Raw genomic sequence first — 13389 nt, 5'->3', positions numbered from 1 at the left:
GGTTTTCAGCCGCGGCCGACGTAGGGCATGGCGCTGGCCATGACGGTCATGTTCAGCACGTTGGCGCCGAGCGGCAGCGCGGCGATGTGGCGCACCGCATCGGCCACGTGCTTCGCGTCCATCATGGGTTCGGGCGCGACCGTGCCGTTGGCCTGCAGCACGCCGCGCGTCATGCGCTCGGACAGTTCGGTCAACGCATTGCCGATGTCGATCTGGCTGGCGACGATGCCGAATGCGCGGCCGTCCAGTGCCAGCGCCTTGGTCAGGCCCGACACCGCGTGCTTGCTGGCGGTGTACGGCGCGGTGAAGGGGCGCGGCGTGTGCGCCGACACCGAACCGTTGTTGATGATGCGCCCGCCCTGCGGCTGCTGGCGGCGCATCAGGCCGAAGGCCGCGCGCGCGCACAGGAACACGCCCGTCACGTTGGTGTTCAACACGCTGAACCACTTGTCCAGGGGCAGCTCGTCCATCGGCACCGCCGGGGCGTTGACGCCGGCGTTGTTGAACAGCAGGTCCAGCCGGCCGAAGCGGCGTTCGATGGTGTCGAACAGCGCCTGCACGCTGTCAGGCTCGGTCACGTCGGTGGGCACGGCCATGGCGGTCTGGCCGCGCGCCTCGGCCTCGGCCGCCAGCGCATTCAAGGGCTCGCTGCGGCGGCCGGCCAGCACGACGGCCCAGCCATCGTCGAGCAGGCCGAGCGCCACGGTGCGGCCGATGCCGCTGCCGGCGCCGGTGACCAGCGCGATCTTCTGGGGGGTCATTGCGTTCAAGGGAGACTCCTGGATGGGTTGGATCAGGCGCGGTCGCCCACGGTCATGGAGAAGCGGCCGATGTCCGCCACGCCCCCGCTGACGACATCGCCCGGCTGCAGCGGGCCCACGCCCGCGGGCGTGCCGGTGTAGACCAGGTCGCCGGGCGCGAGCGTCACCGAGCGCGACAACATCGCCACCAGGTCGGCCACCGGCCACAAGAGGCCCGACAGGTCGACGCGCTGGCGTTCGATGCCGTTGACCGCGAGCCACACGGCGCCTTGCCGCGGATGGCCGCAGACGGCCGCCGGCACCACCGGCGTGCAGGGCGCCGAGTGGTCGAAGGCCTTGGCGGCCTCCCAGGGGCCGCCGGCGCGCTTGGCCTGCTGCTGGAGGTCGCGCCGCGTGAGGTCCAGGCCTGCGGCATAGCCCCAGACGTGATGCCGCTCGACCTCGGCCGGGTCGATGTCGAAGCCACCGCGGCCGATGGCGACCACCAGTTCGATCTCATGGCAGAAGTCGCCGGTGGCCGGGGGATAGGGCAGCAGGCCCTGCGCCGGCACCACCGCGCCGGCCGGCTTCATGAACCAGGCGGGCATCTCCACCGGCCTCGCCGGCTCGTCGGGGCTCCACCGATAGTTGCGGCCGATGCAGAACACGCGGCCCACGGGGAACAGCGCCGCGCGACCCGCCACGGGCAGCGTGACCGGCGCGGGTGCGGGAAAGACGAATGCCGTCATGGGATCAGGTGGTCAGGCTCATCGCCGGGCGCTCGCCCGCCAGCGCCTGGGCGATGCTGTCGAGCACCATCTCGGCCATGGCGGTCCGGGTCTCCCAGGTGGCGCTGGCGCGGTGGGCCTGGAGCGTGACGCGCTCGGACTGGCGCAGCGCCAGCGGGACGCGGGGTTCGTCGACGAACACGTCCAGGCCCGCACCGGCGATGCGGCCGGCGGTCAGCGCCGCCGCCAGGTCGGCCTCGTTGACCAGCCGGCCGCGTGCGACATTGACCAGGAAGCCGCACGGGCCGAGGGCGTCGAGCACGGCCGCGTCGACGATGCCCTCGGCCTTGTCCGCCGCCGCGCACAGGACCAGCGCGTCGGCGTCGCGCGCGAGATCCACCAGCCTCGGCACGAAGCGATGGGCCACATCGTCCATCGCACGCAGGTCGGTGTAGCTGACCGGGCAGCCGAAGGCCGCGGCCCGCACCGCGACGGCGCGGCCCACCCGGCCCATGCCGACGATGCCCACGCGCATGCCGCTGAACCGGCGCGCCAGCGGGATGGCGCTCGGCTGGGGAAAGCGCTCCCACTGGCCGTCGCGCACGAAGCGGTCACCGGCACACAGGTTCCGGCAGGCGGCGATCAGCAGGCCGATGGCCAGGTCTGCCACGTCCTCGGTCAGCGCCCGCAGGGTCGCCGTGACCGGCAGGCCGCGCGCGCGGCAGTAGGCCAGGTCGACGGCGTCGGTGCCGACACCGTTGACCGCCACCACCTTGAGGCTGGGCAGCTGTTCCAGCATGGCGCGCGAGATGCCGGTGTGGCCGCCGGTGATCACGGCGTCGACGGAAGCGCCATGGGCACGCAGCCAGGCTTCGCCGTCGGCGGCCTCGAAGTGCTTGTGGACGGTGTAGCGCGATGCGAGCTTGTCGTTGATCGCGGGGATGAGGATCGGATTGAGTTGCAGGACCTGGGAGTTCATGCCGGTCATGCTAATTAATGCTTGATATCAGCGTCAATATTGATTTATATAATCAACATATTTAGACCCTTTTCATTCCGACCATGGCTTCCTGGATATCGATGGACGAGGCCTGTCGCCTCCTCGGCGTACGGCCCCAGACCCTCTACGCCTACGTCAGCCGCGGCAAGCTGGAGGTCGCGCCCGACCCGGCCGACACGCGCCGCAGCCTGTACCGCGCCGAGGACGTGGCCACCCTGGCCAAGCGCAAGCAGGCCGGCCGCAAGCACGAGACCCTGGCCGCCAACACGTTGTTCGGCTCGGAGCCCAGCATCCCGACCGCGCTCTGCGCGTTCTTTCGCGAGCGCCCGTACTACCGCGGCCAGGATGCGGTGGAACTGGCCCGGACGGCCCACCTCGAAGACGTGGCGCGACTGTTGTGGGACGCCGAGCAGCCCGCCGATCTCTCGTGCGCCACGCCGATGCGTTCGGGCAAGCCCGGGCGGGTGACCGCCTTCACCGCCCTGGCCGGCCTGGCGGCCAGCGGGCACTCGATCCGCGGGCGGCTGACGCGGGTGCTGCACACCGAGGGCCAGGGCCTGGTGGGTCTGCTGGCCAACGCTTTCGGCGCCCAGCCGGGGCGCCAGCCGCTGCACCTGCGCTTCGCGCAGGGCTGGAAGCAGACGCCGCGGGTGGCCGAGCTGCTGCGCACGGCCATGGTGCTGCTGGTCGACCACGAGTTGACCAGCTCGGCCTTCGTCGCCCGCATCGCGGCGTCGACCGGCGCATCGTTGCCGGCCTGCCTGCTGGCCGGACTGACCACGCTCTCGGGCCCCTTGCACGGCGACGCCTCGGGCCGCGTCCAGGCGCTGTTCAGCGAAGTGGAGCGGCTGGGCGAGGACCAGGTGCTGGCGCACTACCTGTCGACCGGCATGCCCTTGGCCGGCTTCGGTCACCACCTCTATCCCGAAGGCGATCCGCGCGCCGCTGCCCTGCTGGCCTTGTTCGAGCCGCCGAAGGTGATCGCGCGCTTCATCGAGAAGGTGACGCGCGAGACCGGCTTGCGGCCCAACATCGACGTCGCCCTGGCGGCCCTGGTCGCGCACCATCGGCTGCCCGCCGACGCGGCCTTCGGCCTCTTCGCCACCGCGCGCAGCGTCGGGCTGCTGGCCCACAGCCTGGAGCAACTGGGCGGGACCCAGGTGATCCGCCCGCGCGGTCGCTACGTGGGCCCGGTGCCCGAGCTTCCGCAGCAGGCAAGAACGTAGTTCAGCGGATCACCGTGTTCCTGCGGCGCCCGCGCAGGCCTCAGAAGGTGGGCGATTCGATCTCCGGGGGCTTGGACGCCAGCGCCGCTTCCTCTCCCGAGAACATGTCGCCGAGGTAGCTGACTGGGAGCGCTCCAGCCGGTCCCGCTCCTGCCGGCTCCACGTATCCCGCAACGACGATTCCCATGTTTTTCGATTGGATGCCCGACCTCTGCGGCTGACACGCGGAACTCGCAATGACCAGGCACGCGATCACCAGGGGACGAAATACTTGAGGGCACATGACACGCTCCTGCACGCGAAGCGCCAGTCGTCGAACCTTCGCCCTGCGCAGCCTTCGCGTTGGACGCAAGGTACGCCTTTGCCCTGTGGCTGTCGTCCTCGAAACAGATGACGGTCTTCGTCGCTGTGGCACAGTCCGGCACACCGGACCATCGCCAGCCATTGCCCATGAAGACTGAATCAGGCCCCGTGCTCGCAGGCAGACAGCCCGACGCATTCGAGAAGAGAGTGCGGTTCTGCTGCGGCGCGCTGCTGGGCCTGGTCGTCGGCTTGGGCCTGTGTGTCCGGCTATGGCCCCTCGGCATCTTCGCCGTGTGCATGCTCGTCACCGTCGCGGTCGTCGCCTGCGGCATGGGCGCGGCTCGCCTTGGCGACAGGTTCTGGGCCGGTCTTCGCTGGTTCCAATGACTTCTTCACGTCCCGCTGGACGAACTCCGTATTGACAGGCGCCGCGCATCGGCGATGCTTCAGAGTGCGTCCCGGTGCCTTCGCATCGGGGGATCGAAGGGAGACCGCCATGGCATCGACTTCATCCAGACGGCCGAACGCTGCAGCCGCGGTGCAAGCGATCTGCATGCTCGCCGCCGCCATGCTGGTGGCGCCACCGGCCTCGGGGGCGGAACAGGCGCCTGCCGCGGCGCCTTCCAAGCCCTGTTCCGTCTGCGGCAAGGTCGAATCCGTGCGCAAGCTCGAAAGCACGAAGCCGACCTCCGGCGTCGGTGCCGTGGCCGGCGGCGTGGTGGGAGGCGTGATCGGCCACCAGGTCGGCAGCGGCAGGGGCCGGACCCTCGCCACCGTCGCCGGTGCCGGTGCCGGCGCCTTCGCGGGCAACAAGGTCGAGAAGAAGAAAAACACGAACCAGGCCTACGAGATCGGCGTGCGGATGCAGGACGGCTCGATGCGCACGGTCAAGAGCACCACTGCGCCGCCGGTCGGGCAAGCGGTGACGCTGAAGGGGGACGCGCTGCAGCCGGTGGGCAGCAAGAAGAACTAGCAGTTGGCGAAACGCCAACTGGACGCTGTCAGCCCGAGCGTGTAGGGTTCATCCCATCGAAATCGAGGAGCCCTTCGTGCGAACTGCGCAGCCAATGAGCATCACTCCGCCGAACGAAGTGGCGAACATCGCGAGAGGCAAGTGGCAACGCATTCTTTGTTCGATCGCCGGCACGTTTGCGATCTGGACACTGGCGGCCTGCCAGCAACCGACGCCCGGTCCGTCGATCGGTGTCGGCAATCCCTATCCCGTCAGCAACTACGTTTGCGATGGGACACGCCTGGCTGTGCGCTTGATGGGAGAAAGCGCCTCGGTCTCCGTTGACGGAGCGGCCGCCATCGATCTTCCCGCGATCGGAAAGTCGGGGACCACGTTCTCCAACGGACGCCAAACGATGCTCATCGAGCAGGGACGCACCTCGTGGGCCATGGGGCGCGCCACGCCGGTTGCTTGCACCGGCGGCTAGCAGCCTGCAACACTCAATGGCACCGGCGTGGGCGGAAAGTCGGCGATCGAGCCCTGGTTTATGCCAGCGACGGCACCCATGGGCATCTGCACCGAAGCGCGAGGCGATATCACTCAGGGCGGTAGGAGTCCATGACGACCGATGAACTCGATGAAATCATCGACGAGCAACGACGCTCCGTAGTTTGAGAGATGATCGCCGTTCCGGAACGTAGGCAGTTTGCTTGTGGGATTGACTGGGTAACATTCCGCCATTCCAGAAGGGCACAGCACCTTCACGGGGTCGTATTGAAGGAAATTTTCGGAGCGAGGACTCCGCGCCTCAACATCCTTGGACTGACGAAGGCGAGTCAGCGGGTCCTTCGGCAGGCAGATCCCAGCGCGTCTCATCCCCGCGTTGAACCACTGATGGGCGCACTGATTGATGTCGTGAAACTGGAATTCAGGTAGGGGAAGGATATGAACGACCGTGACTCCCTTTCGTTCGAACCTGCGTGCGAACGCGTTTAGGCCCTCGAAGTAGGAACCAACGAATTCCTTCTCATACCCATCCTGGAAATACCTGTTCCCGACGACTACAACACTGCCCCGAACGGCATGGCTCTCAAGGATGGAGAAGATCGCTCTATCCTGGGTAGACTTGAATCCAAAGGTCTCGGGGTCCGCCCCTCCCTCGGGATAGAAGTTGTGCCCTTGCGTCGTCATGAACGCCACTCCGAATCCCCTTTCGTGCAACCCCTGCCCGAGCCCGGCCAGATGCATCGCATGGCTGCTCCCCACGAAAAAGATCGTCGGCTTGCCGTCTCGCGCCGTCAGGTGGCAGGCTTCAAAACTGCTTTCTGTGAAACTATTGCCTGGTGCGAGCATGCAGTTCGTCTGATCGACGGAAGTGCCCTCAATCAGGTTTTCCTGTTGCAGCGAGGCTCCCATGTAATTCTCACCCGTATAGAGCCAGCCTCGGACGAGAAAGATCCCAGTCATGATCCCCGCGGCGCAGACCGTGGCGCTCACTCCATAGGTGATGGACCTCCAGCGTAGAGGGGACCACTCGGAACGGCGCAGGGGTGTTTCGACATATCTGTAGGATGCAATAGCCAGGAGCAGCATGGCTGCGACCTGGAAGGGCACCGTCCACCAGTGGATTCCAATGGTCCATCGGCTGAGGGACAGCACCGCCCAGTGCCAAAGGTAGAGCGAATAAGAGATCAACCCAATATTGACAACCCACTTTTGAGTGAAGATCCCGAGAGCATCATTCGGCAAGCCGAGACGTGCGATCAACAATGCAGTCAGCATGACGACAGCGACGGTTGCCGGTACTGCGAACTGAAAGGGGGTGAACAGAACAGCTAGCAAGGAAATGGCGAGAAGATACGCCGGTACGGTCTGGAGAAGGCGGAAGTGCGGCCCAAATTCCTTCATGCTCACGAAGAGCATGCTCCCGACCGCCAGTTCCCAGAAGCGGGTCGGCATCGAGAAGTAGGCAGTAGGCTGGCTCACCTGGTAGAGGTAGATGAAGGAAGCCAATGAAACGAGGGAGAGCGCCCCGGTGACCCACATCAACCTCACAGGCCTACTGGCGGTCACCCGGCCGACACCTGCCCACCAAAGCAACAGCGGAAACAAGAGATAGAACTGCTCTTCCACTCCCAGGGACCACGTGTGCGTGAACACGTTTATCTCGGCTGCCACCGCAAAGTAATCAGTACTCCCTTTCAGCAGGTAGAGATTGGACACGCCAAAGAGAGCGCTGACGCCGGTCCGCATGGATTCGCCAGGACCTGGATTGAAAAGGCATAGAAGAGCGCCCGTCAGGACGACGAACAGTACAAGCGGAGGGATGATGCGTTTGATCCGTCTGACATAGAACCCCGCGAGGAAGTCACCGAAGTTCTGGCTCGATCTTCCCGCCAGCGACGACGTGATGACGAACCCGGAGATGACGAAGAACATGTCCACACCCAGATACCCGCTGGGAAGGATGTCTTTGTTGAAGTGATTGACGATGACCGCAACCACCGCTAAAGCCCGCAGTGCGTCTATTTCAGGCCTGTAGTGGGCCGCAGCAGTGGAGTCACTCAAGATCGTTGTACGTTCAGAGTTATTTCAACAGCATGAGCGGCAAACCTTGACGGACAAAAATTGGTCTTTCCCGCGCTGCCCCGTAAAGTCCCGGAAGTTTGCCCATGCTCACTCCCGTAGGACGAGGAAATTCCCCCGTGTCGCATCGGCAATCCGGTGCTGTACGGCCTCCGAGGCCAAGTATCGCATCTTTGGTCGGCGGTCCGCCCCCAGACCTCCCCCTCCCTATCGGCCCCTGACCGCTCCCAAGAGAACCTTATAAAGGGTTGCCCTTGCGGACGATTGATGCACGCCTCATGGTTTGCGAAACGGGCGAACCGGCTGAGGCCGTTGATCGCGCGATCGCCCGCACGGCCCCGGCCGGATGAAAGAGGACGGCGCTGGTTGCCCTTCCGGCGGAGAGTGTGAGATTCGAACTCACGGACGGTCGCCCGTCGGCAGTTTTCAAGACTGCTGGTTTAAACCACTCACCCAACTCTCCAGGGCTGCCGTTCGCGTTGCGCGGTGGCAGGGTCGGGATTTTAGTCGTTCGCGGCCGGTGCCCAGCCGCGCAGCACCAGGTCGACGATATCCTCCGCCCAGACCCGACGCTCGTCGGGCCCGGCCAACGGTTTCGAGATGAAGAACCGCACGCCGCCGAAGGCCAAGGTCGACAGTTGCACGGCGGCCAGTTCGGGCGACGGCACGCGCAGCTTGCCGGCGCGGTGGGCCTCGGCCAGGTAGTCGACCACCGGCGCCAGCACGTAGCTGTTCTCGGCGTAGAGCGACTTCGCCAGCTCCGGAAAGCGCACCGCCTCGGCGATCACCAGCCGCATCAGCGCCAGCGTCTTGGGCTCGCTCGCGCTCAGGTACATGCGCTCGACCAGGTCGATCAGCGTCTGGCGCTCGTCGCTGCCGCGGTGCACCAGCGTGTTCTGCATGGTCTCGCGGGCATTGCTCACGGCGCGGTGCGCCACTTCGCGGAACAAGGCTTCCTTGTTGTCGAACTGGCGGTAGATGGTGATCTTCGCCACGCCCGCTTCGCGTGCGATGGCCTCGATGCTGGTGGCCGAATAGCCCTTCTCGAGGAAGGACTCGAGCGCCGCCGCCAGGAAGGACTCGCGCAGCGCAGCCGCCTGCTCGGGACTCGGGCGGCCCCGCGAGCGGCGCTTGGTCGCTGCCTCGGTGTGTTCGATGCTGTCTTCGTTATGTTCCATGGCGCTTGTCGTCGTTCCCCTCAGTCCGGCAGGAAGATGGACTGCAGGTCGCTCAAAAAGTCGAAGCCGCGCGTCGTCGGCCAGACACGGGCCAGATCCCGTTCGATCAAGCCCTTGCGCTCGGCCTCCTCCAGGCCGCGCTGGATGCTGGTGATGGCCAGGCCGGTGCGCTCGCCGAATTCCGCAAGCCTAAACCCATCCTTGAGTCTCAGGGCATTGAGCATGTATTCAAAAGGCAACGCAGCGATCCCGACCTCCTCGCTCTGCGCCACCGCCCGGCCGGCGATCGCGTTGTCCATGTACAGGCGTGGCTCCCGGAACCGCACCTGCCGCACCACCCGGTGCGCAAAGCTCAATTTGCTGTGGGCGCCGGCGCCGATTCCGAGGTAGTCGCCGAACTGCCAGTAATTCAAATTGTGTGCACAGACATGGCCCGTGCGGGCGTAGGCCGAAATCTCGTATCGCTGGAGGCCGTTGGCGGCGGTGCGTTCCGTGATGCGATCGAGCATCTCGTATGCCGCATCGTCCTCGGGAATCGTGGGCGGGAACTTGGCGAAGTAGGTGTTGGGCTCGATGGTCAGGTGATACACCGACAGGTGCGGCGGCGCCAGCGCCAGTGCCTGGCTCAGGTCGGCGTCGAGGCCTTCGAGGGTCTGGCCCGGCAGCGCGTACATCAGGTCGAGGTTGAAGGTGTCGAAAGCCGCGGCCGCCTCTTCGACCGCCGCGATGGCCTGGGCCCGGTCGTGCACTCGGCCGAGCGCCTTCAGGTGCTCGTCATTGAAGCTCTGCACGCCGACCGACAGCCGCGTGACACCGGCCGCGCGGTAGGCGCGAAAGCGGTCGCGCTCGAAGGTGCCGGGGTTGGCCTCGAGCGAGATCTCGCAGTCGGGCGCCAGCTTGAGGCGCGCGCGCAGGTCGCCGATCAGGCGGTCGATGGCGGCCGGCGAGAACAGGCTGGGCGTGCCGCCGCCGATGAAGATGGTGTGCACGGTGCGACCCCACACCAGCGGCAGCGCGGCGTCGAGGTCGGCCACCAGGGCATCGATGTAGCGCTGCTCGGGCAGCGCGTCGCTGCTGCCGCCGCCGCCGCGCCATTCGTGCGAATTGAAGTCGCAGTAGGGGCACTTGCGCAGGCACCAGGGCAGGTGCACGTAGAGCGACAGCGGCGGCAGCGCCGCCAGCTGCAGCGGGCCGGGCCGCATCAGGTGCAGCACGTCGTTGGCGCTGGCCGCGCCCGCGGCCGCCTCTTCGGCGCCGGCAGCGATCGGGATGACGATGCTCACGGCGACAGCCAGCGTTCGCGCATCAGGGCCAGCATCGCCCGGGCGGCCTGACCCCGATGGCTGTTGGCGTTCTTCACGTCGGTCGGCAGCTGGGCGAAGGTCTTGCCGAACTGCGGCAGGAACATCACGGGGTCGAAGCCGAAGCCGTTGTCGCCGATGCGCTCGCGCGTGATTTCGCCGGGCGCGCGGCCGACCGCGATCAGCGGCTCGGGGTCGTCGGCGCTGCGCAGCGCCACCAGGGTGCTGACCAGTGCGGCGCGGCGGTTGTCGATCGAGGCCATCTGCTCGAGCAGGGCGCGCACGTTGTTGGCGTCGCCCTTCTCGTAGCCGAACTGCGTCGCGTAATAGGCGGTGTCGACGCCCGGCAGGCCGCCGAAGGCGTCGACGCACAGACCGGCATCGTCGGCGATCGCCGGCAGGCCGGTGATGGCCGCGGCATGGCGGGCCTTGGCGAGCGCGTTCTCGACGAAGGTGCGGAAGGGCTCTTCGGCCTCGCCGACGCCGAGTTCGGATTGCCGCACCAGCTCGACGCCGAGCGGCGCGAACAGCGCCTGCAGCTCCGCGAGCTTGCCGGCGTTGTTGGATGCGAGGACCAGTTTCATGTCACGGGGCGCGGGTGCGCGGGGTCGATCCTCAAGCGGCGAGGGCTTGCGTCTGCAGCACGGTCAGCTCGCCAATGCCCTTCTCGGCCAGCGCCAGCAGCGCATTCATCTCGTCGCGCGTGAAAGCCGCGCCTTCGGCCGTGCCCTGCACTTCGACGAAGTGGCCGGCACCGGTCATGACGACGTTCATGTCGGTGTCGCAGGCCGAGTCCTCGATGTATTCGAGGTCGAGCAGCGGCGTGCCCTGCACGATGCCGACCGAGATCGCCGCCACGTGGCCGAGGATCGGCGTCGCCTGGATCTTGCCGGCGGCCAGCAGCTTGTCGACCGCGTCCTGCGCGGCCACGAAGGCGCCCGTGATGGCCGCGGTGCGGGTGCCGCCGTCGGCCTGCAGCACGTCGCAGTCGAGGTGGATGGTGCGCTCGCCGAGCGCCGCCAGGTTGAACACGGCGCGCATCGAGCGGCCGATGAGACGCTGGATCTCCTGCGTGCGGCCGCTCTGCTTGCCACGGGCGGCTTCGCGGTCGCTGCGGGTGTGGGTGGCGCGGGGCAGCATGCCGTATTCGGCCGTGACCCAGCCCTCGCCGCTGCCGCGCTTGTGCGGCGGCACCTTCTCTTCGACCGAGGCGGTGCACAGCACGCGGGTCTGGCCGAACTCGATCAGCACCGAGCCCTCGGCATGGATGGTGTAGCCGCGGGTGATGCGCACCGGGCGCAACTGGTCGGCGGCACGGCCGGCGCTTCGAACGAAAACTGTCATCGTGGAAATGGGGAAAAGGGGGAAATGAAAGACGGAGACTAGGTCTTGCGGGCCGCCGAGCGCTTGATCGCCTCGTTGATCTCGGCGATGGAACGCTCGATGGCGTCGTCGTCGAGGTCGTCCAGCTCGCTGTCGGAAGGCATGCCGGCCTGGATGGTGGAGGCGAAAACGCCGTCGCTGATGCTGTCGGTCGACACGCCGCGCTTCTGGCCCGGCGCGTCGGGGGTTTCCCATTCGAGGGCGATCAAGGTGACATTGTCGCTGTGGGCGCCGCCGTTGCGCAGCGCCATCTCGGCCAGGTCGGGCGCCGAGTCGGACACCGGCTTGCCGGACGAGAGGATGTGGACGATGACACTGTCGTCGAGCACGCCCCAGACGCCATCCGAACACAGCATGATCCGGTCGCCGCGCTGCAGCTGCAGCGGCGCCGAGACGTCGAACAGCGGCGTGGTCGGTGAGCCCAGGCAGGTCAGCAGCAGGTTGCGGTTGACGGCCTCGGGGCCGGCATTGGCGCGCGGGCGCTCGGCGTGCGAATGGTCGCGGGTGCGGGTCAGCAGCTCGCCGTCGCGGATCACGTAGAGCCGCGAATCGCCGCAGTGGATCCAGCTGGCGGAGTTGTCCTGGATGACGGCCGCGACAACGGTGGTGCGGGGCGTGTCGAGCATGCCCTTGTTGCCGGCATAACGCATGATCTGCTGGTGCGCGGCCATCACCGAGGCGGTCAGGAAGGCCTTGACGTCCTTGACGACCGGCCGCGCCTCGCGCTGGTAGAGCGCCGCGATGGTCTGCAGCGCGAGCTGGGCCGCGACCTCGCCTTCGGGGTGCCCGCCCATGCCGTCGGCCAGCACGAACAATCCGGACTCCCGCGTGTAGCAGTAGCCCATGCGGTCTTCGTTCTTGAGGCGGCCCCCCTTGCGGCTGACCTGGAATACCGAGAATTTCATGCGGGGCGTGTGGTGGGCGCTGCGGCCTTGGGCAGCCCCTTCTTTTCGAAGGAGCGCATGTTGTCGATGGAAAGCCTGACCTTCTCGCCGACCGTGAGCTTGGTGTAGCGGCGCTCGCCTTCGCGGCTGAGCTCCTTCTGCAGCGCGAACACCGACTGCGGACGGGACAGCGGGTCGAGCGACATGCACCATTCGACCACCTCGATCAGGTTGTCGGAATAGATGCCGCGCAGGCGCGAAAGCGACAGGCCGAGACGGTCTTTCTCGATGCGCTGGGGGGCGTCGTTGGGCGGATAGCCCTGCATGCAGGCGTAGATGCAGGCGCCGATGGCGTAGATGTCGGTCCAGGGGCCCATCGACGAATCGCGCCGGTACATCTCGGGGGCGGCGAAGCCGGGGGTGTACATCGGGCGGATGAAGTTGCCCTCCTTGGACAGCACCTCGCGGGCGGCGCCGAAGTCGATCATCACGGCGCGGTCGTCGTCGGTGACGAAGATGTTGGCCGGCTTGATGTCCAGGTGCAGCATCTTGTGCTGGTGAACGATGCGCAAGCCGCGCAGAATCTCGTCGAAGAGCGAGCGGATCGTCGACTCCCTGAATACTTTCTGCTTCTTGAGGTCGCGCGCGGTGACGATGAAATCCTGCAGGGTGGCGCCCTCCAGGTAGTTCATGACCATGTAGACGGTCTCGTTCTCGCGGAAGAAATTGAGCACGCTGACCACCGAGGCGTGCGAGATCTGGGCCAGCGAGCGGCCTTCCTCGAAGAAGCTCTTGAGGCCCAGGCGGTAGAGCGAGAGCTTCTCGGGCGGCACCTGGGGTGCCAGCTCGCCGGTGCCGCGGGTGGCCAGGGACGAAGGCAGGTATTCCTTGATGGCGACCTGCTGGCCGCTGGTGTCGACGGCCAGGTAGACGACGCCGAAGCCACCGGCGGACAGCCGCCGCACGACGCGGTAGCCTCCGATCATCGTGTCGGGAAGCAGGGGCGACGGTTTGACCTTTGACATAATCCGGGAGTTTCGCCCGAAGGCGATGGTGCGGCAAGCGAACGCGGTGCCGAGGCCTCGGTGAAACGCAAACAAACCACAGC

The 13389-nt window shown here is 66.7% G+C and carries 15 protein-coding genes and 1 tRNA gene; 4 read left to right on the top strand and 12 right to left on the bottom strand.

All coding sequences use genetic code 11. The features are described 5' to 3' along the window. Positions 1 to 5: 5 nt before the first annotated feature. The 3 genes from AC1DF3_RS18950 to AC1DF3_RS18940 are packed head-to-tail and all read right to left on the bottom strand — an operon-like array spanning position 6 to position 2447. Complete coding sequence (locus AC1DF3_RS18950) at positions 6 to 761, bottom strand: SDR family oxidoreductase (RefSeq protein WP_478140492.1); 756 nt, start codon at positions 759 to 761, stop codon at positions 6 to 8. A 32-nt stretch (positions 762 to 793) separates the two neighbouring features. Then, positions 794 to 1489 carry a fumarylacetoacetate hydrolase family protein gene (locus tag AC1DF3_RS18945; RefSeq protein WP_478140456.1) on the bottom strand — a complete coding sequence of 232 codons (696 nt, stop codon included), beginning with the start codon at positions 1487 to 1489 and terminating at the stop codon, positions 794 to 796. A gap of 4 nt (positions 1490 to 1493) precedes the next feature. Next, positions 1494 to 2447, bottom strand: a complete 954-nt coding sequence (locus tag AC1DF3_RS18940; protein WP_478140455.1) for a 2-hydroxyacid dehydrogenase — start codon at positions 2445 to 2447, stop codon at positions 1494 to 1496. An 83-nt stretch (positions 2448 to 2530) separates the two neighbouring features. On the opposite strand from AC1DF3_RS18940, the gene AC1DF3_RS18935 reads away from it, so the two are divergent. Further along, on the top strand, positions 2531 to 3694 hold the full coding sequence (locus AC1DF3_RS18935; RefSeq protein ID WP_478140454.1) for a citrate synthase: 1164 nt from the start codon (positions 2531 to 2533) through the stop codon (positions 3692 to 3694). A gap of 40 nt (positions 3695 to 3734) precedes the next feature. On the opposite strand, the gene AC1DF3_RS18930 is transcribed toward AC1DF3_RS18935, so the two are convergent. Beyond that, the gene (locus AC1DF3_RS18930; protein WP_478140453.1) at positions 3735 to 3881 is read right to left on the bottom strand and encodes a hypothetical protein; all 147 of its coding nucleotides are present in this window, start codon (positions 3879 to 3881) and stop codon (positions 3735 to 3737) included. Positions 3882 to 4084: 203 nt separating this feature from the next. Here AC1DF3_RS18930 and AC1DF3_RS18925 point away from each other — a divergent pair, with 203 nt between their 5' ends. The 3 genes from AC1DF3_RS18925 to AC1DF3_RS18915 all read left to right on the top strand — a co-directional run bounded on the left by AC1DF3_RS18925 (position 4085) and on the right by AC1DF3_RS18915 (position 5436). After that, on the top strand, positions 4085 to 4384 hold the full coding sequence (locus AC1DF3_RS18925) for a hypothetical protein (protein ID WP_478140452.1): 300 nt from the start codon (positions 4085 to 4087) through the stop codon (positions 4382 to 4384). Positions 4385 to 4493: 109 nt separating this feature from the next. Continuing rightward, positions 4494 to 4970 carry a glycine zipper 2TM domain-containing protein gene (locus tag AC1DF3_RS18920; protein WP_478140451.1) on the top strand — a complete coding sequence of 159 codons (477 nt, stop codon included), beginning with the start codon at positions 4494 to 4496 and terminating at the stop codon, positions 4968 to 4970. 94 nt (positions 4971 to 5064) lie between these two features. Further along, entirely contained in the window at positions 5065 to 5436 is a 372-nt protein-coding gene (locus tag AC1DF3_RS18915) for a hypothetical protein (RefSeq protein ID WP_286534650.1), read from the top strand. Positions 5437 to 5549: 113 nt separating this feature from the next. On the opposite strand, the gene AC1DF3_RS18910 is transcribed toward AC1DF3_RS18915, so the two are convergent. From AC1DF3_RS18910 to AC1DF3_RS18875, 8 genes are all read right to left on the bottom strand, one after another. Then, on the bottom strand, positions 5550 to 7517 hold the full coding sequence (locus AC1DF3_RS18910; protein ID WP_478140450.1) for an acyltransferase family protein: 1968 nt from the start codon (positions 7515 to 7517) through the stop codon (positions 5550 to 5552). A 396-nt stretch (positions 7518 to 7913) separates the two neighbouring features. Then, positions 7914 to 7998, bottom strand: a tRNA-Ser gene (locus AC1DF3_RS18905). Between the two features lie 40 nt (positions 7999 to 8038). Then, positions 8039 to 8713: a TetR/AcrR family transcriptional regulator gene (locus tag AC1DF3_RS18900; RefSeq protein ID WP_286534670.1), complete on the bottom strand. Its 675-nt coding sequence runs from the start codon at positions 8711 to 8713 to the stop codon at positions 8039 to 8041. Positions 8714 to 8733: 20 nt separating this feature from the next. Next, the gene (gene hemW / locus AC1DF3_RS18895; RefSeq protein ID WP_478140449.1) at positions 8734 to 9996 is read right to left on the bottom strand and encodes a radical SAM family heme chaperone HemW; all 1263 of its coding nucleotides are present in this window, start codon (positions 9994 to 9996) and stop codon (positions 8734 to 8736) included. Further along, positions 9993 to 10598, bottom strand: a complete 606-nt coding sequence (gene rdgB, locus AC1DF3_RS18890; RefSeq protein WP_478140448.1) for an RdgB/HAM1 family non-canonical purine NTP pyrophosphatase — start codon at positions 10596 to 10598, stop codon at positions 9993 to 9995. The genes hemW and rdgB overlap by 4 nt, the downstream gene beginning before the upstream one ends. Before the next feature lie 31 nt (positions 10599 to 10629). Then, on the bottom strand, positions 10630 to 11358 hold the full coding sequence (gene rph / locus AC1DF3_RS18885; RefSeq protein WP_286534672.1) for a ribonuclease PH: 729 nt from the start codon (positions 11356 to 11358) through the stop codon (positions 10630 to 10632). 38 nt (positions 11359 to 11396) lie between these two features. Then, positions 11397 to 12302: a PP2C family protein-serine/threonine phosphatase gene (locus AC1DF3_RS18880; RefSeq protein WP_286525260.1), complete on the bottom strand. Its 906-nt coding sequence runs from the start codon at positions 12300 to 12302 to the stop codon at positions 11397 to 11399. After that, positions 12299 to 13306: a serine/threonine protein kinase gene (locus AC1DF3_RS18875; RefSeq protein WP_286525262.1), complete on the bottom strand. Its 1008-nt coding sequence runs from the start codon at positions 13304 to 13306 to the stop codon at positions 12299 to 12301. Before AC1DF3_RS18875 ends, AC1DF3_RS18880 begins: the two co-directional genes overlap by 4 nt. Positions 13307 to 13389: the final 83 nt, after the last annotated feature.

The sequence above is a fragment of the Variovorax sp. 10N432 genome, from assembly GCF_056394465.1.
The sequence above is the reverse complement of the archived record's forward strand: the minus strand, read 5'-3'. Positions and strand labels throughout refer to the sequence as shown.